The organism is uncultured Maricaulis sp. (assembly GCF_963976135.1).
Lineage (GTDB): Bacteria > Pseudomonadota > Alphaproteobacteria > Caulobacterales > Maricaulaceae > Maricaulis.
On the sequence record NZ_CAXBKN010000054.1, the window covers coordinates 1 to 21,281 of the forward strand.

A 21,281-nucleotide genomic window follows, 5' to 3' on the forward strand; every position below is an offset into this window, starting at 1 on the left:
GGCCTCCTTCGCGCAGTCATTCTACCCCATCCACGACACACAGGGACCCAGAACCGCCATCGCGACTCCATCTGGAGTGGCCCGCCCGCGCAAGCACCGGCCGTCGGGCGTCTGGGTCCCTGACCTGCGCCCGGACCGCTTCGCGTCCGGGCATCCGCCTGCCCTCGCGAAAGCGAGGGTCAGGGATGACAAAAATTGATGTTTTACTGTTGGTTGAGGCGGCGCGAGCGGCCGGACCCCGCCCGGTGCAGGCCGCGGCGGGGTTGGAGATTCAAGCGATCTTGTGGATGCTTGGCTCGCGGAAATGGGTGCCTGTCACCATTTATTTCACCATTTATTTACGGCACACGCCCTGACCGGCCAGCCAGTCAACCAGCCGACGCAGGCCCGGCCCGTCAGGCTTGAAGCGCCTGACGCAAGGACGTCCGTACAGCGCCACATCCAGATGCGTCTTGGCAATATCGATTCCCGCGACGCTTGTGTTATCTTCCGCGTGTTTCATAAACCCCTCCTTGTGCTTGCGGACCTCTACGTCCCTGCAACTATCCGGGTCGGTGAAACTGTGACGGCGGCCTTGCTTCTCCACAGGCCGGCAATGCCTCAGGTGCCCACGGCCCGTCCGTCAAAGCGCCTGTCTGGTGAGCCATCACCAGACAGGCTGTCCCGGAAGACATCACCATCCTAGCAGATCGGTCACATACAAGGTGGCGGAGTTTCAGGAGTCGCTGGATTGGCTGGGAGATATAGCATCAAGCTTGTGGAGGCGCTCAACGCACCACTGAGTTGACGGGCGCGCTGGAATAGGTGCCAATTGAATATGTTGGCTAGTGGTGCGGGACGTCGATTGACCAAAACATCCATTCCAAAACTCAGCGACGCAAGGCGGAACTACGCGCAATTCTGTCGCCAAATGAGTCAATTCCATATCGAGGAGGTCATGCAGACAGTGCATGATCTATCGACGTTCTATCACCTTGATGACGTGCCGAAGACTTTCCCCGGGTTCCCGTCGAAGCGGGTTCGTCGGAAGCAGAACAAGCTCAGCTATATGCCTTATCCGTGGGAGCTTGAGATGTTTTTGCGCGAAGCGATCCGGCACTCGGGATACCTCGCTCATAAGCCATTTCGAGAGTGGGGGAGTATTTCCAATCTCACAAATCTGCTTAGAAAATTCACAAATGAACTGACACCTGAATATTCGGATTATGGCGTCGATGTCCTTCGGGAGTTACAGCGCATTGCGCACCGTCAGTTTCCTTGGCAGGTCGAATTTAATCACCCACTGATCGCGCGACATTGGAAGATATATAGCGACAAACGGCTTGAGCTTTTCATCCAGGAGGACTTCGGCTGCTCTGCAAACGAATTCTATGTCACTTGTTTTGCACTACTTTCTACTTGGGCAAATTACACGGCAATCAAAATTCCGCTAGAAATTTCTGATCTCAAAATTGATTCAAAAGTCATAAATAAAATATCTATGATGTTCTCGAGTGCAATTTCACATTCTAGACAAGAAATTAATTCAATTCACAATTTTGATGCCAATTACGAATATCGATATTCCCCATTGTTGCTGCGCCCGTTGCTGTTCTCTGAACTGTTGGGGCGGCGCTTATTTTGCCCAATTCCCTATTTGTTCCTGAAAAGAATGACGGATGGCTTGTATTATCAATTTGTGGGTCGAATTGGGTTCTCGGATGCGATCGGCGGCGCGTTTGAGAGCTACGTCGGTGAAGTAATATCTGCGGTGCTGCCTCACGCCGACAGGACGCCTGAAAAGCGCATAAAAAAAACTGGAGGTGAATTTAGGACAGTAGATTGGCTCGTTGAGCACGAAGGGTGCACGCTCTTTGTTGAGTGCAAATCCAAGCAGCCAACGTACAATGCGAAATTTGATATTAATAAAACAGATTCTCTTGAGGTGGATTTGGAAAAAATTGGTACAGAAATAGGAAAGATGTACGTCAATCTAAATAGATACTTGAATGGCGAGTATCCAAATATGACGCCTCTCGGGAACGTGTATCCGATTTTTGTGACATTGGCCGATTGGAGTATATATCACATTCGGACTAATTTGAATCCGGATCAATTCGTCAGGGCGTACCTCAGAAAAAGGGGTGTTGACCCGGAAATCATGAAGAGCTTTCCCGTCGAGGTGTGCGGCGCCGAGGTGTTTGAAATGCTACTTCAAAGCATAGCCTCGCACGGTGCGAACGAAGTCCTTGGGAAAAGAGCGCGAGGTCATCGTCGGTCCGATTTCTTGGACGCGTACCTTACGAGCGAGTTTCCGGTCAACACGGAACCTGTTTGGAATGCGGAATGGATGGCGACGCTGCACGAATTTATCGACCAAAACAAAGATAGTGATGCAGTGTGAGCGCGGGCGAATAGAGTCCAATCCCCGCGAAAAGTGGGGACACGTTGGATTCGACCGGGCCGCGTCCCTCCCACACCCCACCCCAAAACCCCATGCCGAGAGTCCGCCTCAGGGGCCAGACGCGGTCAAGGGCGCCGGGGGCGCCGCTTCGCGGTTTCACCCTTGACCGCGCCTGGCCCTTGAGGCCCTTTGGCTGGCAAGGGGTTTATGGGATGGCCTCGCCCGGGCGGGCGGGTTTCTGACTCAACGCCAACCTCATCGTCATCCCGGCGCAGGCCGGGACCCAGATTCACGCATTGCCGCTGGCACGTCTGGCGCGAACGTCTCCCCGCAGCCTGTGGCTGCGGCCCCATCGGCCCCTGCTTCGCCAAGGCTACGCAGGGCCCACTTCCCCGCCGGGGGCGGGGAGAAAGCGTCGGCGATGCCGTCAAATCCCCGGCAACAGCCCCGGCCCATAAGCTCGCCAGACCCAGCACAGCGCGATGCCCAGCGCCAGCCACGGCCCGAACGGCAGCGGTTGCGTCGGGTCCGGTGCGCGCTGCCGCACCAGCGCCAGCAGTCCGACATAGACGAGCGCGCCGACGCTGCCGGCGAGCAGGATGAAGGGCAGCAGCCAGGCGCCGCACCAGGCGCCGCCGGCGGCGAGGAGTTTGGCGTCGCCGCGGCCGAGTCCGTCGCGGCCGCGAAAGCGTCTATAGGCCAGTTCCAGCGCCACAAGTGCGCCATAACCGAGCGCCCCACCGGCCAGGGCTGTCCAGAGAGAAGAAAAAATCAGTCCGTTTACTGCAATCCCCGCGAGGATGAGCGGCAGGGTCAAAACGTCCGGAAGCCTTTGTGTACGCGCGTCTATCAGGCTCAGCGCCGCAAGCGCGCAGAGCAGAAATAGCGTCGCAGCGTGAATCAGCATCATCTTCCTCTTGTCACAAATGTGTCATGCCCTTACGCCACAAAGCCGGGACCAAGCAGGGGGACGCCCAATATGACAGACGCCGCTCTGGCGCTCCACGCCGAAGATCTGAAAATGACATTCGGCGAAACCAAAGCGCTCGACCATGTCAGCCTCTCCGTCGGGCGGGGCGAAATGGTCGGTTTGATCGGGCCGTCCGGCTCCGGTAAATCCACCTTGTTGCGCGTCGCTGCCGCGCTGCAGACCGCCGATTCTGATAGCGGACCGGTCTCGGTGCTCGGCCATCGCATGCAATCGAAGGGCAAGGTCAGCTCCGGCGTCCGTGAGCACCGCGCCCATCTCGGTTTCATCTTCCAGCAATTCAACCTGGTCGGCCGCCTGTCGCTGTTTGGCAATGTGCTGATCGGCGCCCTCGGCCGCATCCCGGCCTGGCGCGGTGCGCTCGGGATTTTCCCGATGGCCGACAAGCAGAAAGCCATGGATGCGCTCGAGCGCGTCGGCATTGCCGGCTTTGCGGCGCGGCGCGCCTCCAACCTGTCCGGTGGCCAGCAGCAACGCGGCGCCATCGCCCGCGCCCTGGTGCAGGGCGCCGAAGTGCTGTTCGCCGACGAGCCGATCGCCTCGCTTGACCCGGTCTCGGCCCGCACGGTGATGGAATTGCTGCGCGAGCTGAACCGCAAGGATAATCTCACCGTCATCGTGACGCTGCACCAGGTCGATTATGCGCGCCAGTTTTGCGACCGCGTCGTGGCGCTCAACAAGGGCCGTATCGTGTTTGACGGCCCCAGCCTGGAACTGACCCAGGAAAAGCTGATCGAGATCTACGGCCCTGAGTATGAGCAGGCCTTCTACGGGGGAGATGACGCATGAGCGGCTGGGTAACAAAGAGCTTGCGTGCGCTGGTCACGGGTCTCGGTCTGATGCTGGCGGCCTGTGCGCCGGCAGCGACGCCGGATGCCGATGATGCTTCCGCTTCCGGTCCGGCCGCGTCGCGCGGGACGTTGAATTTCGGCATTATCGCGACCGAATCCTCGTCGAACCAGTCGGCCAACTGGCAGCCCCTGATCGATGCGATGTCGGAATGGACGGGCTATGATATCCAGCCCTTCTATGCCTCCGACTATGCCGGCATGATCCAGGGCATGCGCTATAACAGCGTGCAATTCGCCTGGTTTTCCAATTTTTCCGGCCTGCAGGCCGTGCGCCTCGCCGATGGTGAAGTCTTCGCCAAGGCTACCTATCCCGATGGCAGTGAGGGCTATAATTCCGTCCTCATCGTGCCGGCCGACAGCGATATCTACACGCTCGATGACGTCCTGACCTGTGACCGTTCGCTCGATTTCGGCATGGGCGATCCCAATTCGACCTCCGGCTATCTCGTGCCATCGGCCTTCATTTTCGCGCCGCGCAATATCGACCCGGCGGAATGCTTCAACTCGGTGCGCAATGCCAATCACGAGGCCAATGCCGTCGCCGTCGCCAATGGCCTGATTGATGTCGGGACCAATAACACCACCAGCCTGACCGTGTTGCACGGTTCGCGCCCCGAGATTGCCGACCGCATCCGCGTGGTCTGGACCTCGCCATCGATCGGTACGGATCCGATCATCTGGCGCAATGATCTCGATGAAGAGGCCAAGCTGCGGCTGCAATCCTTCTTCATGAATTACGGCCGCCGCGGCACGCCGGAAGAGATCGCCGCGGCGCGTGCCGTGCTCGAACCGCTTTTCTTCGGCCTCTTCCTGCCCGCCTCCAATTCCCATCTCGACCCGATCGTGCAGCTGGAAATCGTCCGCGATCTCATCCTGGCCCGCAATAATACCGATCTGACCGAGCAAGAGCGCGCGACGCGCGTGGCCGAGCTTGAAGCCCGGCTCGCCGCGGTCGAGGCCGGCAATAGCGAACTCGTCAGCCTGTCGAGTGCGACCGGCCAGGCCGGCAATGGCGGCGAGCATGAAGCCGAGCCGGCGCGCAACTGGCCGCTCGTGGGCGGTCTGGTCTTCCTGGCCGCGCTGTTGCTGGCGGGTCTGCTCTGGGCCGGCGCACCGCGTGGACCGGGACCGAAACTGCCCCTGACCGAACGCCTCGCCAACGCGCTGATTGCCGCGGGCGTGATCATTATCCTGGTCTGGAGCTTCGATCCGGCCGACATGGATCGCAGTTATCTCCTGGTCGAGAATTTCGGCGATATGCAGGAATTCCTCGCCGGCTTCTTCCCCGATGATATTTCCAGCGCCGCATCGCGTGGGGCTTACTGGACCGATTTGCGCGCCGGCATTGCCGAAGCGGTGCCGCAGATGATCATCACGATCCAGATCGCGATCTGGGGCACGTTCATCGCCGTCATCGCGGCAATCCCCTTTGGCCTGCTCAGCGCCCGCAATGTTGCGCCGGCCTGGGTGGTGCAGCCGGTGCGCCGTCTGATGGATGTGTTCCGCTCGATCAATGAGCTGATCATCGCCCTGATCTTCATCGCCGCCGTCGGACTGGGACCACTGGCCGGGGTGATGGCGCTCGCGATCCATACGACCGGTGTGCTCGCCAAGCTGTTCTCCGAAGCCGTCGAGGCGATCGATCATGGCCCCGTCGAGGGCGTACGCGCCACCGGAGCGCGGCCGCTGCACGAGGTGATCTGGGGTGTGATTCCGCAGGTCGCACCGCTCTGGACCTCCTTCGGTCTCTACCGCTTCGAATCGAATGCGCGTTCAGCGACCGTGCTGGGCCTGATCGGTGCCGGCGGTATCGGCCAGATCCTGTTCGAGGCCGTTCGCGCCTTCGATTACCAGCGCACCGCGGCAATCGTCATTGTCATCATTCTCGCCGTCAGCGCGATCGACATGATGTCCCAGCTTCTGCGCAAACGCCTGCTCTGACGAGCCGGCCGGCAGAACCAGTCAAGGGGCCCGCAGCGCGATCGCGCTGCGGGCCTTTTTCGTTCCGGCGACGCTGAAACAAACATGTCATCGAGCCGTCGCAAAAGCGTCATGCATTCGGAATATCGCCAATTCGAGAATTATCGAAGTTGAGAAACAACATTCACCGAACAGTCGCGTGAATGTCACATCCCGACTGTACCGCCACACCATCGATCCTGATGGTGTCTTGGCCAGCAGGATTGAAAGACCGATGATGAAACACGTTTTGGCGAGCACTGTATTGGCCGCACTGGCATCCACCACCAGCCTGACCTCTGCCCGCGCAGACGATGCGAACGGCTGGGAATTCGACGGTGTGCCCAGCTGGAGCCAGGCCGGGAGCGGTGACAGCTTCACCTTCAGGGGCCGGATCTATCTCGACGCGGCGAATATCGAATTCGACCGTGCAGGCGTCACCACCGCCTATGATGACAGCGAAATCCGCACCGCACGCCTGGGCGTCACCGGCCAGTTTTCCGGCATTGGCTATGTCGCCGAATTCGATCTGATCAACGATCAGATCGCCGCCAATGACGTCTATCTCACCTTCCGCGGCGACGGCTTCGACCTTCTGCTCGGGCATATGAAAACCCCGAACTCGCTCGAGGAGCAGACCTCCTCGCGCTATATCACCTTCATGGAACGAGGCGCCGGCACCGACCTGTTCGCGCTCGACCGCCGCGTTGGTGTCGCGCTGGCGCATCGCGGCGATAATTACACCGTCAAGGCCGGCCTTTATGGCGGCCGCCCGGGCGATCTGTCCGAGAGCCTCGAGCTCGACGACAGCTCGGCTTTCGCGGCGCGTGTCACCTATCTGCCCGTCCATAGCGACGATCTGCTGGTCCATCTCGGCGCCTCCTTGCGGCAGATGGATTACGGCGATGCCGGCACACGCGTCCGGGTGCGTCCGAACACGCATCTGACCGACCGTATCGTCAGCGCCGATTTCCGCCCGGCGAGCGCTCTCGGCGAGGCCGGCAGCTCGACCTTCATCGGCCTCGAGGCCGCGGCGGTTTCCGGCCCCTTCCACGCCCATGGCGAATACATGACGATGGCGCTCGACGGGCCGGCTTCCAGCCCGCGTTTCACCAGCGCCTTCGTCAATCTCGGCTATTTCCTGACCGGCGAAACACGCAGCTACAGCACCTCCGGCGGCACGTTCAGCCGCACCCGCCCGGCGAGCCCGGTTTCGGAGGGCGGCATGGGCGCGGTCGAACTGGCGGCGCGGTTCGATTATTCCGACATGAATGACGTCGCGGCCGGCGAACTGACGAGCTGGACGCTCGGCGTCAACTGGTATGTCGAGGATCATTTCCGCGTCATGGCCAATTATGTCACCGGCGAACTGGCCGTGCCGGGCGCCGCCAATACCGATGTATCCGGGCCGCAAATCCGGGTGCAGTGGGACTTCTAGACATCATCGGTTCAGGTTCGATCCTGCACCATCTTCTCTGAGTGAAAAGGGAAACAGACGCATGAAACTCACCACCCCCCTCGCGGCCCTCGCCGCAATCCTGGCCCTCGGCGCCGGCGCCCAGGCGCAGCAACGCGACCAGATCCGCATTGTCGGTTCCTCGACGGTCTTCCCGTTCTCGACGGCGGTCGCCGAATCCTTCGGTGCCAAGACCCGCTTCTCCACGCCGGTCGTCGAATCGACCGGTTCGGGCGGCGGTTTCCGCCTGTTCTGCGCCGGTGTCGGCCTGGACCAGCCGGATATCACCAATGCGTCGCGGCGGATGCAGGCCTCCGAATATGAGCGCTGCCAGGCCAATGGCGTGCGCGAGATCACCGAAGTGCGCATCGGCTTCGACGGTATCGTGCTCGGCTCGGCCGATCACGGCAATCCGCCGATGGAAGTGACCCTGACCCAGCTCTGGCTGGCTCTGGCCGCTGAAGTGCCTGCCGATGACAGCTGCTCCAGCTTCGTCGCCAATCCCTATAACAGCTGGTCGGACATTGATGCCTCGCTGCCGGCGCAGCGCATTGAAGTCTTTGGCCCGCCGCCAACCTCCGGCACCCGCGACGCCTTCGTCGAGCTGGCCATGCAGGGCGGCGCTGAAGGCATCGCCTGTATGGACGCGCTCAAGGACAGCGATCGCGACCGCTTCGAAAGCATTGCCAGCCGCATCCGCGAAGACGGCAAATGGGTCGATGCCGGCGAGAATGATAACGCCATTGTGCAGACGCTGATGAATACGCCGGACGGTTTCGGTGTGTTCGGCTTCTCATTCCTCGACCAGAATTCGGATCGCCTGCATGGCGCCATCATTGATGGCGTCTCACCGGAATTCGAGGATATCGCATCCGGAGCCTATCCGGTGTCACGCTCGCTCTACTTCTATGTGAAAAACCAGCATGCCGGTCTCGTGCCGGGCCTGGCTGAGTATGTCGGTGAATTCACCTCCGATGATGCCTGGGGCGAATTTGGCTATCTCACGGATCGTGGCCTGATCCCGCTGCCCGATGATGAGCGCGACGCGATGGGCGAAGCTGCCCGTACGCTGAGCCCGATGACGCAGGCGCCGGAATAGGCGCTGCCTCGCGGCGTCACGGTCTGAAATGAAAAACGCCGCCCCTCGGGGCGGCGTTTCTTGTTCTGGCCAATCCTTGAGTGATCGCATTCTCGAACCACAAAACCGGTCCCCGGTTTTTCCGAGAACTGCCCTAGTCTTCAACGCGCCGGCGGCGCAGGCGCTGCCAGAAGCGGCGCCGTTCCGGCTTGGGCTGGGGTTTCAGATTGATGATGAAGTCGATCGCGCATTGGTGCCAGGAATGTTTTTCGGCATGGGCGCGCGGTGCGGCGCGGTCGATTTCGAGGCAATCGAGACAGGCCTGGCGCAGATCATCATTGATGAAGCCGCCGCCGGAACCGGGAATGATGTCCTTGGGGCCGTGCGCCGGGAAGGCCGCAACCGGGGTCCCGCAGGCCATGGCTTCCAGATTGACCAGGCCGAATGTGTCGGTCCAGCTCGGGAAGACGAAGACATCGGCATCGGCGAAATAGCGCGCCAGCTCATCGCCGAATTTCGATCCGGGGAAGACGGTGTCGGGGTATTTCTCGGCCAGCATTTCCTTTTGCGGGCCGTCGCCGACCACAACCTTGGTGCCGGGCAGGTCGAGCTCGAGGAAGCCCTCGATATTCTTCTCGACCGCGATGCGTCCGACATTGACCCAGATCGGGCGCGCCAGCCCCTCATAGACATCCTTGCCATCGACGAGGCGCTTGTCCGGATTGAACTGCACCGTGTCTACGCCGCGCGCCCAGGGGGTGAGATTCTTGAAACCGCGCGCGGCGAGATCGTCGCGCATGGACGGCGTCGTCACCATCATCCGGCCACCGGCATTGTGGAACCAGCGCATGAAGGCATAGCCGGCCGCCAGCGGTATGATCGGGAAACGGGCATGGATATATTCTGGGAATTTGGTGTGATAGCTGGTGGTGAAGGGCAGTTTCCACTTCACGCAAATGGCCCGCGCTGCCATGCCCAGCGGGCCTTCCGTGGCAATGTGAATCGCCTCCGGTTCAAATTCCTTGAAGCGCCGGGCGATGTCCCGGCGGGCACCGAAGGCGAGCTGGATTTCCGGATAGGTCGGCAGCGGCATGGTCTTGTAGCCCAGGCCCGGATGGATCACCTCGACCTCATGGCCCATGGCCCGGCATTCGGCGACGGTGCGCGACAGGGTGCGCACGACACCATTCATCTGCGGCTCCCAGGCATCGGTGACCAGCATGATGCGTTGCGGCTGGTCATCAGAGCCATTGTCCGAGTCGGCCGCGAGGGCGTCTTCGTCTTCATCAATCTCGGCGTCGGGGCGTTCTGGTTGATCGGTCATCGCGTTTATCTGTCTGCCTTCTTGCTACGGGCGGCGCCAGGCACTGGCAGGCTCGTCCTGTCTGCTGCCCAGCATAGCGGGCATTTGCGGGCGATGAAGCGGCGATAGCGGTTGGCCCGCCGGGGGCGGCGCTGTCACCACGCATCCCGTACCGGGCGCGGGGGGAGGAGGGCTGGAAAAGCAGTGGCGGTCAAGGTGAAGAATCCTTCCCTTCGCCGGTTTATGGCGGGATTTTTGGCCTCGTCCAGGGCGAATCAGTGATCGCAAAGCAAGCTTTTATCCCGGCGCCGGCCAGGCGGCGCGGGCGGCATCAAGCCTTGCAGGCAGGTTTGCGCGGACAAACAGAGGACTGGGCTTGCCGCGCCGGAAAGCCCGCATCATTCTCCGCCCATTCCCTGGCAGGTCATACAGGCCGGCCGGCAATGGAGAGCCCGCCTTGAACACACAGCCTCGCGACAGCATCAACTGGGACAGCCTCGACGCGATCAAATTCGCTGATGAGAACGAATCGGTCATCCACCTCGCTGAACGCACCGGGCTGAGTGCCGAGGCCCAGGCGCGTATTCAGACGGCTGCCGTCAAGCTGGTTCAACGCGCCCGCAGCTCAAGCCGCAATCGCGGGCTGATGGAATCCTTCCTGCAGGAATTCGGCCTGTCCAATCGTGAGGGCCTGGCCCTGATGTGCCTGGCCGAGGCGCTGCTGCGCGTGCCCGATGCCGCCACGGCTGACCGGCTGATTGCGGAAAAGATTTCCGGCGGCGACTGGGTCGGCCATGCCGGCAAGTCGGAGAGCTGGCTCGTCAATGCCTCGACCCTGGGGCTGATGATGACGGGCGGGCTGATCGAGATCGATCCGGAAGCCCGCAAGAATCCCTCGCTCTATCTGCGCAAGATGACGCAAAAACTCGGTGAGCCGGTCATTCGCGCCGCCGTGATGCAGGCCATGCGGATCATGGGTGAGCAATTCGTGCTTGGCCGCACCATCAAGGAAGCGCTCAAGCGCGGCCGCAAGGCTGGCAGTACATTGTGTTCATTCGACATGCTCGGCGAAGGCGCCCGTTCAGCCGCCGATGCGGCGCGCTACCAGCAGCGCTATCTCGACGCGATCGACGTGGTGGGCGCCGCCCGGGGGACCGGCCCGATCGAGCAGGTGCATGGTGTTTCGGTGAAGATTTCCGCCCTGCATCCGCGCTTCCATGCGGTGCAGAGCGAGCGGGTCATGGCCGAGGTCTACCCGCTCCTGCTCGAACAGGCCCGTGCCGCCAAGGCCCAGGATATCAGCCTCTGCTTCGATGCCGAGGAAAGCGACCGCCTGGTGCTCAGCCTGCAATTATTCGAGCGGCTGGCGGGGGAACCGGAGCTGGAAGGCTGGGGCGGGCTGGGTCTCGCTGTCCAGGCCTATCAGAAACGCGCGCCGCTGGTGATCGAGCGGCTGATCGCGCTCGGCCGGGCCACCGGACGCCGCCTGCTCGTGCGTCTGGTCAAGGGCGCCTACTGGGATACCGAGATCAAGCTGGCGCACCAGATGGGCTGGCCCGACTTTCCGGTCTGGACCACCAAGCCGGCGACCGATCTCAACTTTCTCGGCTGTGCCCGCGCCATACTGGCGGCCCCGGATGCGATTTATGGCCAGTTCGCCACCCATAACGCCCACTCCCTGTGCGCCGTGCGGGAACTGGCCGAACAGGCTGGCGTCGAGAGCTATGAATTCCAGCGTCTTCACGGGATGGGCGAAGCGCTCTACCTGGCCGCCGAAGAAGCCTATGGCGAGGGCGCGGTGCGGGTCTATGCGCCGGTTGGCAGCCATGAAGACCTCTTGCCCTATCTGGTGCGGCGTCTGCTGGAAAACGGCGCCAATACCTCCTTCGTCCACTCCTTCCTCGATCCGGACGTGCCGGCCGAGGATGTCGCCAGCGGACCGTTCGGCGCGCGCACGCCATCAGCGCGTCACCCAGCCATCGCCACCCCGATGGAGCTTTATGGCGAGGAGCGCGCCAATTCGGCCGGGATCGATCTGTCGCAGAGCGCGGTGCGCGCGCGGATCGCACGGGCGGTCGAAGCGCTCGACGCAGCCGGGCCGATCATCTCTGCGCCGCTGATCGGCGGGATTGCCCGCCTCGGCGGCGCCGCTCGGGCCGGCCAGGAATTGCCGGTCACCAGCCCCGTTGACCGTTCGCGCATTGTCGGGACCGTGCTGGAAGCGACGACCGAGGACATTGACGCCGCCTTCGAACTGGCCGTGGCGGCCCAGCGAATCTGGGATGCGCGCGGCGGCAAGGTCCGCGGCAGGATCCTGCGCCAGATGGCCGATGCGCTGGAGGCCGATGGTGATCGCTTCCTGGCGCTGATGGCGCGCGAGGCTGGGAAGACCCTGGCCGATGGCGTCGCCGAATTGCGCGAGGCGGCCGATTTCTGCCGTTATTATGCCGCCCAGGCCGAGCGCGAATTCGACGCGCCGGTGCGTCTGCCCGGACCGGCAGGCGAGACCAATCATCTCGGCCTGAAGGGGCGCGGTGTCTTCGTCTGTATCAGTCCGTGGAATTTCCCGCTGGCCATCTTCACCGGCCAGCTCGCGGCCGCCCTGGCGGCGGGCAATGCGGTGATCGCCAAACCGGCGGAACAGACGCCGCTGATCGCGCATGAAGCGGCACGGCTCTTCTTTGAGGCCGGCCTGCCAGTCGATGTCCTGCACATCCTGCCGGGACGCGGCGAGAGCGTCGGGGCGTCCTTGACCAATGATCCACGCACGGCGGGCGTGGCCTTCACCGGTTCGACCGATGTCGCGCGCATGATCAATCGTTCGCTGGCAGCACGGGATTGCGCCATCGGGCCGTTGATCGCCGAGACAGGCGGGCTCAATGCGATGTTCGTCGACACCACGGCCCTGCGCGAGCAAGTGGTCGATGATGCGACGCTGTCCGCCTTCGGCTCGGCCGGACAGCGCTGTTCGGCCCTGCGCATTCTTCTGGTGCCCGAGGACAATGCCGATGCGACCATCAAGGCGCTGGCCGGCGCGATGGACGAGCTGGCGATTGGCGACCCGGCCGACCCGGCAACCGATATCGGACCGGTGATTGATGGTGAGGCGCGCGAGATCCTGCTGCGCCACATGGAAAGAATGGAAGCCCAGGGCACGGTGATCCGCCATCTCGATTCCGGCATCTGGGGCGAGACCGGCTGTTATTTCGGCCCGGCGCTGGTGGAATTGCCCTCGGTCGATCTGCTCGAACGCGAAGTGTTCGGTCCGATTCTGCACGTCATCCGATACAAGCGGAACCAGTTGCACGATATCGCCGCCGCCCTGGCATCGAAGGGCTATGGTCTGACCCTCGGCATTCACTCGCGGCTGGAGTCTTTCCACAGGGAAATCCAGGCCGCGGTACCGGCCGGCAATGTTTACGTCAATCGGTCCATGACCGGCGCCGTTGTCGGGGTTCAGCCCTTCGGCGGGGAGGGCTTGTCGGGTACCGGGCCAAAGGCTGGCGGGCCGCACTATCTGCACCGGTTCGCCGGTGAACGGGTGGTCACCGTCAATATCGCGGCCCAGGGCGGCGACCCGGAATTGCTCAATCTTTCCTGAACAGGTCTTAAGCGGTTTTAAGACCTGCTAATGAAAGGTGTCCGATAGATTAACCGGGTGTGTCGGCTTGTGTCCGTCATTAATCGGTCATTAACTAAAAAAACCACTTTCGACCCGCATGCACCGTTGACCGCGGGGCAAAGGTTGATCCACTATATGTTGGGTCGGCTGGAGACAGCGGCACACTATACAGGATTTTCCGGCCATTCGGGCCTGCCGGGTACGCGAATCGATTTCCGCGCACCGCAGGGAAGAATTGTCTCGGAGTTGAGGAGTATGACCACCATGACGCCACCGGATTCGGCCACCAGCCGCACGTTAGACAGCGGCGCGGACATCGTCCGTACACCCCGTCGCGGGCAGCCGAAAAACAATACGGCAGCGCATCTTCGCGTGGTGGAATCGATCCGGATCGACCGCAGCCGCGATGCCCTGCTGACCGAGTTCGGCAAGCGTACGCTGGAAGACCGCTATCTGCTGCCGGGCGAGAGCTATCAGGACATGTTTGCCCGCGTCGCGACGGCCTATGCTGACGATGCCGAGCATGCCCAGCGTCTGTATGATTATATTTCGAATCTCTGGTTCATGCCGGCCACACCGGTGCTGTCGAATGGCGGCGCCGAGCGCGGCCTGCCGATCTCCTGCTTCCTCAATTCAGTTGGCGACAGCCTCGACGACATTGTCGGCACCTGGACGGAAAATGTCTGGCTCGCCTCCAATGGCGGCGGCATCGGCACCTATTGGGGCGATGTCCGCTCGATCGGCGAGAAGATCGGCGTCAATGGCCAGACCTCCGGCATCATTCCCTTCATCCGCGTGATGGACAGCCTGACCCTGGCCATCTCCCAGGGTTCGCTGCGCCGCGGATCGGCCGCCGTCTATCTCGACATCCACCATCCGGAAATCGAGGAATTCCTCGAAATCCGCAAGGCGTCCGGCGATTTCAATCGCAAATCGCTCAATCTCCATCACGGCCTCAACATCACCGATGCCTTCATGGAAGCGGTGCGTGATGATCTCGAGTTCGAACTGCTCTCGCCGAAGAGCAAGGAAGTCGTCAAAACCGTCAATGCGCGCAAGCTTTGGCAAAAAGTGATGGAGCTGCGCCTGCAGACCGGCGAGCCCTATATCATTTTCTCCGACACGGTGAATAACAACCTGCCGGCTCACCAGCGCAAGCTGGGCCTGAAGGTGCGCCAGTCCAATCTGTGTTCGGAAATCATGCTGCCGACCGGTTTCGACCATCACGGCAAGGACCGCACCGCCGTGTGCTGCCTGTCTTCATTGAACGCGACCAAATATCTCGAATGGAAGGATGATCCGACCTTCATCGAGGATATTTTCCGTTTCCTCGACAATGTGCTGCAGGACTTCATCGATCGCGCACCGCCGGAAATGGACCGGGCTGTCTATTCGGCGATCTGCGAGCGTTCGGTCGGTCTCGGCCTGATGGGTTTCCATACCTTCCTGCAGCAGATGAATGCCCCGTTTGAATCGGCGATGGCGAAGTCCTGGAACATGAAGATGTTCAAGCATATCCGCACCCATGCCGATGCCGCTTCCGTGGTTCTGGCCGAAGAGCGCGGTGCCTGCCGCGATGCCGAAGAAAATGGCGTCAAGGCGCGTTTCTCGCACAAGCTGGCGATCGCGCCGACCGCCTCGATCTCGATCATTTGCGGCGGTGTCTCCGCCGGCATCGAGCCGATCCCGGCCAATGTCTATACCCACAAGACCCTGTCCGGTTCGACCACGGTGAAGAATCCGCAACTGGAGGCCCTGCTCGAGGCCAAGGGTATCAATGAGCCGGAAACCTGGTCCTCCATCCTCGAGCATGAAGGCTCGGTCCAGCATCTCGACGCGCTCGACGAGCACGAGAAGGCGCTGTTCCGGACCGCCTTCGAAATCGACCAGCGCTGGGTGATCGAGCATGCTGCCGACCGGACACCATTCGTGTGCCAGTCGCAATCGCTCAATGTCTTCCTGCCGGGCGATATCAATAAATGGGATCTGCACATGCTGCACTGGACGGCCTGGGAGCGCGGCGTGAAATCGCTGTATTATTGCCGCTCCAAATCGGTCCAGCGCACGGCCTATGCCGGGTCGCAAAACAAGTCCGATATCGAGGAATCGCTCGCGGCTGCGGCGCCGACCGATTACGAGGAATGTCTCGCCTGCCAATAGGTGCCGCACCACAAGCTTATGAAAACGCCGGCGTTTCCTTGGGTGACGCCGGCGTTTCCATGTCAGCTTTCGATCGGGTCTGGCAGCCGGTCTTTTGAGAAAACCGAACCGGGCCATGGCAATTGAGTGGACTCATCCCGGCGAAACCCGTTAACAATATTCTCGTTAAGGGTGAATCCCGGTGCATTGGCACCTGGATTTTGCTTGTATCGCTTCTGGGGAGAGTGCGATGCGACTGGGACGAAATTCACAATTGCTTTGCGCGGGCATAATCGCGTTTTCCGGGGCGAGCTATGTGCTGACCACGCCCGGTCAGGCACGCTCGGAATGGGCTTCCTCCAACCAGATGATCCAGGGCCAGTTTGCGGCTGAGTCCTCGGTGCGCCCGCTCTCGGCGCCCGCAGCGCGGGTCGCATTGACGGCGCTGGCGCTCAATTCCGGCCAGGCTGATCGTGACGCCTTTGCCGCCATGACGGTTCAGCCGGCGGCGCAATTCGACATGGGCGCGGCCGGTACGATCCAGGTGGCGGTGCTCGATGATGCCGCCCGCGATGCGAGTTTCGGGATTACCCGGCCGGGTCGTGGCGAGCATTCACCGGTCGTCGTCGATCCGGCCGGCCATGAGACCATTGTTGCGGTCAATTACGAACGGCCCTTCGTGTCGCGCGGCGAGGGCGAACAGCTTGATGTCTCGCTGACCCCGCGCGCCGCGGTCAGCCTCGGACCCGACGGCTCGGCCGCCGGTGCCGGTGCCGAGGTTCGTATCGGGCGCTATCTCGCCGATGATTATCCCAGCTGGTATGTGTTCGCCGGCGCCGACCGGCGGGCGCTCATGTATGATCCCGCCCAGGGCATGGACTTCAACCGCGCGGTCTACATGACATCACGCGAAGTCATCGGGGATGCCCAGGCCGGTGTCGCCATGCGCGTCGGCGAGGTCGATCTCTCACTCGCCTATGTGCAGCGCAATTATCGCTATGTGGTCGGGGTCGACAAGTTTCGCGAGAGCGATAATTTCGGCGCCGTGACCGTGAATTGGCGCTGGTAGACTTGAGTTTTCCCCGGCCAAACTGAGTCCAGCCCGCATCTAGCTGTAGACGTTTTGCTAACCACAGACGCAATATGTTGTGTGTCGGGTCGAAACCGATTCCCATTTGCCTGAGGTGAGCCGCCATGACCGAGAAATCCGCTGACATTCCGGGTCTGATGACCCTGAGCCACGCCTACAAGCCATTCCGCTATCCCTGGGCGCATGATTTCTGGAAGAAGCAGCAACAGGTTCACTGGATGCCGGAAGAAGTTCCGCTCGGTGAGGACTGCAAGGACTGGGCGACCAAGCTCAATGATAATGAGCGCAATCTGCTGACCCAGATCTTCCGCTTCTTCACCCAGTCCGACATCGAGGTGAACGATAATTACATGGAGCGCTATGCGCGCGTCTTCAAACCGGTCGAGGTGAAGATGATGCTCTCGGCCTTCTCCAATATGGAGACGATCCATATCGCGGCCTATGCGCTCCTGCTCGAGACGATCGGCATGCCCGACAGCGAGTTCTCCGCCTTCATGGACTACAAGGCGATGGCCGATAAGCATGATTTCATGCAGAAATTCGGTGTCGACAGCAATGAGGACATCCTGCGCACCGTCGCCATGTTCGGCGCCTTCACCGAAGGCCTGCAGCTGTTTGCCTCCTTCGCCATGCTGATGAATTTCCCGCGTCTCAACAAGATGAAGGGCATGGGCCAGATCGTCACCTGGTCGATCCGCGATGAGAGCCTGCATTGCGAAGGCATGATCAAGCTCTTCCACGCCTTCGCCGAGGAGACCGGCGCGCTGAGCCAGGCGGTCAAGGATGATATCGTCGAGTGCTGCCGCACCGTCGTGGCGCTGGAAGACAAATTCATCGAACTCGCCTTCGAAATGGGCGAGGTCGAGGGCATGACCCCGGCCGATATCAAGACCTATATCCGCTATATCGCCGACTGGCGCCTGCAACAGCTCGGCCTGCCCAAGATCTACAATATCGAGAAACACCCGCTGCCCTGGCTGTCGGAAATCCTCAATGGCGTCGAACACGCGAATTTCTTCGAAGCCCGCGCCACGGAGTATTCCAAGGGCGCCACCAAGGGCGATTGGCACGGCGATGAGGGCGTCTGGTCCATGTTCGACCAGGGCAAGGCGAAGAAGGCGGAGGCTGTGGAGTAGGGGAGGCCCTCCTTCTCCGTGAGGAGAAGGTGCCCGAAGGGCGGATGAGGCGGGCAATGGTGCCGCCTGCCAGCTTGGCGCTCACCCGCCGCACCCCCGGCTTTGCCGGACCCTCTCCTCACGGAGAGGGAATATGGCTGGTTTGTCACCAGGTCTGGCATCTAGCCGGCTGCAGCTGCCTCGTGCTCGATGCAGAATTGCGCGCTGTCGGCTTCGCGCAGGGGCTGGCTGAGCAGGGCGCAATAGTGCGGCGCGCCGAGCGGGTCGCGGGCGCGGAAATGGTGGCAGGTGCGGCATTCGGCGAAGCTGCGGCCGCCGCGCTGGGCCAGCCAGGCGCGCAGTACCGTTTCGAGGCTGGCGGCCAGGCGGTCGCGTTCAGCCCCGGGCAATCGATCGATAACATCGGAGAGTTCGGACAGCGGGTCGTGATCGATCAGGGCGCGCCCGGCCGGCGTCACCGCCAGCTGCACGCGCCGCCGGTCCTGCGCGTCGGCGCTGCGCGCAACCAGACCCTTGCGCTCCAGCGCGTTGAGCGTTTGCGACACCGTGCCCTTGGTCAGGCCGAGATAGGCGCCGAGCCCGCCTGCCGTGCGGGAAAACCCGTTCGCCAGAGCCAGGTAGCGCAAGGCCTCCCACTGCGCCGGCTTCAGCCCCGCGGCATGGCCCTCATTGAGCATCAACCGGCTGAGCCGTTCGAGATAATTCATCACCGCCGTCATTACGCCTCCAATGGTGTCGACTAAATACCGACTTGCGCCGTTTGACAAGATCGGATAGCTAAATGGCATCGAGTCGATACCTTTTGGAGATTACCATGAAACACACGCTTCTCGCTTGCGCCGCACTGGTCGCCCTTACCGCCGCGGGCAATGCCCATCCCGTTGAATCACCGCAGGATCCGGCGATCGAGCCGGCCTTCGACATCACCCGCGTGACGGCGACCACCGATGGCCGCCTCGTCACCTTCATGATGGAAGTCGCCGGTCTGGCCGGCAGTGTCACGCCGGAAGCGACCGGTCAGCTCGCCGGGGCCAATGCCGAAGCCTATGTCTGGCCGACCAGTCTCGATCCGGCGGTTGTCGGCTTCGATGCCGGATCAGGCATTCTCGCTCTGGCGATTACGGCGCATCCCGATTTCGACGACACACCGTTATTCGACGAGAATGGCGACGGTGATCCGGCCAATGACGGCGCCGGCTGGCACTCCCATTGGGTGGTGTTGACGCCGGACGAGGCCTGCGGTGCCGGGCTCAAGGTGCGTGATGTTGCGCCGGGCCAGGATTTGTTGCCGGCAACAGCGCCGATGCTGCCGATTGCCCTCGACAGCCCCGGCATGAGCCCGGTGATCGATGGCCATGTCGCCCGCATCACCGTGCCGCTGGCCGATGGCGAAACCGCCGGTTTCGACGGCGTCACGGCCAGCCTGCACGTCAATGATGCCGGCGCCGCGCCGCTGCTCTGTGTCTCCGGGGTGCATGATATCGCCTCGGGTGATCTCTCCCTGCCGGGTGTGATCATGGCCGACGACCCGCACTGACAAAACGGCCGGCGGCCGGTGTAATCCGGCCGCCGGTCCCTTGCCGCTGCTGCGTCGGCGCGGCTCGCTCACGACGAGGCCCGATATGAAACTCAGACCCGCACCGCCATGGCAGATATCCGACTGGCTCAATACGCCGCAGGCATTGAGTCTGGAGGCTCTGAAAGGCCGGATCATCGTGCTCGAGGCGTTCCAGATGCTCTGCCCCGGCTGCGTCAGTCACGGTCTGCCGCAGGCGCGCCGCATCGCCGCCGCCTTCGCCCCGGAAGATGTCATGGTAATCGGACTGCACACCGTGTTCGAACATTACGAGGCCCAGGGCAGCCGTGTCGCCCTGGAGGCCTTCCTGCATGAATACCGCTTTGATTTCCCCGTCGGAATCGATGCCCAGGGCGGTGACGGCATCTTGCCCCAGACCATGAATGCCTATCAGATGCAGGGCACGCCGACCCTGGTCCTGATCGACCAGCTCGGCCGCCGCCGGGCACAGCATTTCGGCTCGGTCGAGGACCTCCGGCTTGGCGCCCAGATCGGTGCCCTGATGGCCGAGGCCGCACGCCTGCCCGAAGTCGAGTCGCAGGCCGCGGGCTGCGTGCCTCCCCCCTAGATCACCGCCTCGCCCGCCGGCTCCCGCATATTATAGCTTGACGCCATCACCCGGCCGTAGGCGCCGCCATTGGCGATCAGAAACACATCGCCCTCATGGGTCTCCGGCAGCAGGCGCTGGGCGCCCATGCGGTCGGCGGTTTCGCAGATCGGGCCGACGATGTCGGCGATGAAGGCCGGCGCAGCGTCGAGACGGGTCAGGTTGAAGATCTCGTGTCTTGCGCCGTAGAGGGCGGGGCGGATCAGGCTGTTCATGCCGGCATTGATACCGACAAAGCGCGCATCCGGGGTCTGTTTCAGCTGGGTGACGCGGGCCAGCAGCACGCCGGCCTCGGCGATGATGAAACGGCCCGGCTCGAGCCAGAACCGGTAGTGCGGGAAGGCGGTGTGCAGATCGGTCAGCACGGCACCGAGCGCCTCCATGTCGATGCGGCGCGCGCCGGAGGCCTCGTCGACACCCAGGCCGCCGCCGAGATCGAGAATGCGCACATCGGGCAGGGCGCGGGCCGTGTCTGCCAGGAAGACGCCGACCCGGCGCCAGTGGTCGGGATCGCTGATGCCGCTGCCGGAATGGACGTGCAGGCCAATGATTTTGGCGCCGGCTTTTGCCGCCAGCTCGATGCCCTCGGGCAATTCATCGGCATGCAGGCCGAATTTGGCGTCGGGACCGGCGGTGCGGACATGTTTGTGATGGCCTTCCGGGCGCTGGGGATTGATCCGCAGCGTGATCTCAGCGCCGGCGAAAATCTCCGGCCAGTGGCGCAGCGGGTGCAGCCCGTCCAGCGTGAGGTGGACGCCCAGTTCAAGTGCTTCGGCATATTCGGCGCGCGGCGCGAAATTCGGCGTGAACAGGATGCGGTCCACGGGCAGGTCCGGCACGGCCGCCATCGCCGCGTAAACCTCGCCGATCGAGACGCATTCGACGCCCAGACCGGCAGCGACCGCGGTGCGGATGACATCGGGATGGCCATTGGCCTTCATCGCATACCAGCCGCGGTCCAGATGCGGCAGGCTGGCGACGGCCTCGGCGCGCGCGCGGACGGTCTCCAGATCATAGACATAGAGCGGGGCGTCCTGTGGGCACAGTGCCAGCAGCGCGTCGCGCTTGCTTCGCCACCAGGCGGCCGGTCCCG

Annotated in this window: 15 protein-coding genes and 1 pseudogene; 11 read left to right on the forward strand and 5 right to left on the reverse strand. The window is 62.3% G+C overall.

All coding sequences use genetic code 11. The annotated features are described in order from the left end of the window. Positions 1-334: 334 nt before the first annotated feature. Positions 335-502: a hypothetical protein gene (locus AAC023_RS08735; protein ID WP_339740229.1), complete on the reverse strand. Its 168-nt coding sequence runs from the start codon at positions 500-502 to the stop codon at positions 335-337. Positions 503-844: 342 nt separating this feature from the next. Between AAC023_RS08735 and AAC023_RS08740 the strand changes: the two genes are divergently transcribed. Further along, positions 845-2,383, forward strand: coding sequence for a hypothetical protein (locus tag AAC023_RS08740; RefSeq protein WP_339740231.1), 1,539 nt, complete (start codon positions 845-847; stop codon positions 2,381-2,383). A 427-nt stretch (positions 2,384-2,810) separates the two neighbouring features. Here the strand turns inward: AAC023_RS08740 and AAC023_RS08745 are convergent, their stop codons facing one another. Next, positions 2,811-3,293: an A24 family peptidase gene (locus tag AAC023_RS08745; protein WP_339740233.1), complete on the reverse strand. Its 483-nt coding sequence runs from the start codon at positions 3,291-3,293 to the stop codon at positions 2,811-2,813. Positions 3,294-3,362: 69 nt separating this feature from the next. On the opposite strand from AAC023_RS08745, the gene phnC reads away from it, so the two are divergent. The 4 genes from phnC to AAC023_RS08765 all read left to right on the forward strand — a co-directional run bounded on the left by phnC (position 3,363) and on the right by AAC023_RS08765 (position 8,736). After that, positions 3,363-4,160, forward strand: coding sequence for a phosphonate ABC transporter ATP-binding protein (gene phnC / locus AAC023_RS08750; RefSeq protein ID WP_339740235.1), 798 nt, complete (start codon positions 3,363-3,365; stop codon positions 4,158-4,160). Then, complete coding sequence (phnE, locus tag AAC023_RS08755) at positions 4,157-6,163, forward strand: phosphonate ABC transporter, permease protein PhnE (RefSeq protein WP_339740237.1); 2,007 nt, start codon at positions 4,157-4,159, stop codon at positions 6,161-6,163. The genes phnC and phnE overlap by 4 nt, the downstream gene beginning before the upstream one ends. A gap of 253 nt (positions 6,164-6,416) precedes the next feature. Next, entirely contained in the window at positions 6,417-7,619 is a 1,203-nt protein-coding gene (locus AAC023_RS08760) for a porin (RefSeq protein WP_339740239.1), read from the forward strand. A gap of 61 nt (positions 7,620-7,680) precedes the next feature. Beyond that, on the forward strand, positions 7,681-8,736 hold the full coding sequence (locus AAC023_RS08765) for a substrate-binding domain-containing protein (RefSeq protein WP_339740241.1): 1,056 nt from the start codon (positions 7,681-7,683) through the stop codon (positions 8,734-8,736). A 133-nt stretch (positions 8,737-8,869) separates the two neighbouring features. On the opposite strand, the gene AAC023_RS08770 is transcribed toward AAC023_RS08765, so the two are convergent. Then, positions 8,870-10,039 (reverse strand): glycosyltransferase family 1 protein, encoded by a 1,170-nt coding sequence (locus AAC023_RS08770; RefSeq protein WP_339740243.1) that lies wholly within the window; start codon positions 10,037-10,039, stop codon positions 8,870-8,872. Between the two features lie 436 nt (positions 10,040-10,475). On the opposite strand from AAC023_RS08770, the gene putA reads away from it, so the two are divergent. The 4 genes from putA (at position 10,476) to AAC023_RS08790 (ending at position 18,005) form a co-directional block, all read left to right on the forward strand. Further along, on the forward strand, positions 10,476-13,619 hold the full coding sequence (gene putA, locus AAC023_RS08775) for a bifunctional proline dehydrogenase/L-glutamate gamma-semialdehyde dehydrogenase PutA (RefSeq protein ID WP_339740245.1): 3,144 nt from the start codon (positions 10,476-10,478) through the stop codon (positions 13,617-13,619). 276 nt (positions 13,620-13,895) lie between these two features. After that, on the forward strand, positions 13,896-15,800 hold the full coding sequence (locus AAC023_RS08780; protein ID WP_339740247.1) for a ribonucleoside-diphosphate reductase subunit alpha: 1,905 nt from the start codon (positions 13,896-13,898) through the stop codon (positions 15,798-15,800). A 229-nt stretch (positions 15,801-16,029) separates the two neighbouring features. Further along, positions 16,030-16,848, forward strand: coding sequence for a lipid A-modifier LpxR family protein (locus AAC023_RS08785; RefSeq protein ID WP_339740249.1), 819 nt, complete (start codon positions 16,030-16,032; stop codon positions 16,846-16,848). A gap of 125 nt (positions 16,849-16,973) precedes the next feature. Further along, positions 16,974-18,005, forward strand: coding sequence for a ribonucleotide-diphosphate reductase subunit beta (locus tag AAC023_RS08790; protein ID WP_339740251.1), 1,032 nt, complete (start codon positions 16,974-16,976; stop codon positions 18,003-18,005). Positions 18,006-18,166: 161 nt separating this feature from the next. Here the strand turns inward: AAC023_RS08790 and AAC023_RS08795 are convergent, their stop codons facing one another. Beyond that, the gene (locus AAC023_RS08795) at positions 18,167-18,724 is read right to left on the reverse strand and encodes a MarR family transcriptional regulator (protein ID WP_339740253.1); all 558 of its coding nucleotides are present in this window, start codon (positions 18,722-18,724) and stop codon (positions 18,167-18,169) included. Positions 18,725-18,819: 95 nt separating this feature from the next. Between AAC023_RS08795 and AAC023_RS08800 the strand changes: the two genes are divergently transcribed. Continuing rightward, positions 18,820-19,542 carry a hypothetical protein gene (locus AAC023_RS08800; protein WP_339740255.1) on the forward strand — a complete coding sequence of 241 codons (723 nt, stop codon included), beginning with the start codon at positions 18,820-18,822 and terminating at the stop codon, positions 19,540-19,542. A gap of 85 nt (positions 19,543-19,627) precedes the next feature. Further along, positions 19,628-20,149 carry a TlpA family protein disulfide reductase gene (locus AAC023_RS08805; RefSeq protein ID WP_339740257.1) on the forward strand — a complete coding sequence of 174 codons (522 nt, stop codon included), beginning with the start codon at positions 19,628-19,630 and terminating at the stop codon, positions 20,147-20,149. Here AAC023_RS08805 and AAC023_RS08810 read toward each other — a convergent pair. Next, positions 20,146-21,281 (reverse strand): annotated as a pseudogene (locus AAC023_RS08810) (bifunctional aspartate kinase/diaminopimelate decarboxylase); the annotation flags it as partial. The gene AAC023_RS08805 and the pseudogene AAC023_RS08810 sit on opposite strands and share 4 nt — an antisense overlap.